The following is an 872-nucleotide window of genomic DNA, read 5'->3' as shown; positions in this document are numbered from 1 at the left end:
CTCATGACCTGCCCGGGGTGGCGGGCGAGGTACTCGCAGATGGCGTACTCGGTAGGCGTGAGCGGCACGGCCTCGCCGCCCACCGCGAGGCCGCGCGCGCCGAGGTCAATCCGCACCTCCCCGAAGGAGAGGGCGTGCGAGCGCGGCCGGCGCTCACGGCGCAGATGGGCCGCGACCTTGGCGCGCAGCTCCGCGGCCCCGAAGGGCTTGCGGACGTAGTCGTCGGCGCCCAGGCCGTAGCCGGCCACGGCGTCCTCCTCGGCCACGCGCGCGGTCAGGAAGACGATGGGCCCGTCGAAGTCCGGGCGGATCTGCCGCACGAGCTCGAAGCCGTCGAGCCCCGGCATCATGACGTCGCAGAGCACGAGGTCGAAGCGCGAGAGGTCCATCCCCGGGACCGCCGTCGGGTCCGCCGCCCTGACGACCTCATGGCCGTCGCGGCCGAGGACGCGCGCGAGCGCGTCGAGGATCGCCCGTTCATCATCCACTGCCAGTATCCTCGCCATGTTCGACCTCCTGAAACTTCCGTCGAAATTGTACTAGCGCCGCGCTCAGCGGTCCAGAGCCCTGCGCGCAGCGCCGACCCCCAGCCGGCGTCGAGCAAGTCATTCCCGCCCAGGACGGGCGCTGCGGAGAGGAGGACGAGCATGGCGGCGAGCGGCCTCCTACGCATCCGCCCTCCCGTCCTCGAAGCGGCAGAACCAGGCGAGAAGGACGGCGTCGGCTAACAGGGTGAGCACGAGGCCAGCGAGCGCAGTCGTGAGGAGAGGGCCCGCCGCGCGTGCTGCGTCGATGAAGGCCTCCACCCCGAGCGACCCCAGGCGCGCGGGCCAGGCGAGCGGCACCCAGCTCAGGGGCGTCGCCAGGGCACC

Annotated in this window: 1 protein-coding gene and 1 pseudogene; both read right to left on the bottom strand. The window is 72.6% G+C overall.

From position 1 onward, the window contains the following. On the bottom strand, positions 1-506 hold a 506-nt coding region (locus DWZ01_RS10595; protein WP_147332658.1), incomplete at its 3' end, for a response regulator transcription factor. A 159-nt stretch (positions 507-665) separates the two neighbouring features. After that, positions 666-872 (bottom strand): annotated as a pseudogene (locus tag DWZ01_RS10970) (hypothetical protein); the annotation flags it as partial.

It is taken from the genome of Collinsella sp. AF28-5AC, assembly GCF_003457875.1.
GTDB lineage: Bacteria > Actinomycetota > Coriobacteriia > Coriobacteriales > Coriobacteriaceae > Collinsella.
The sequence above is the reverse complement of the archived record's forward strand: the minus strand, read 5'-3'. Positions and strand labels throughout refer to the sequence as shown.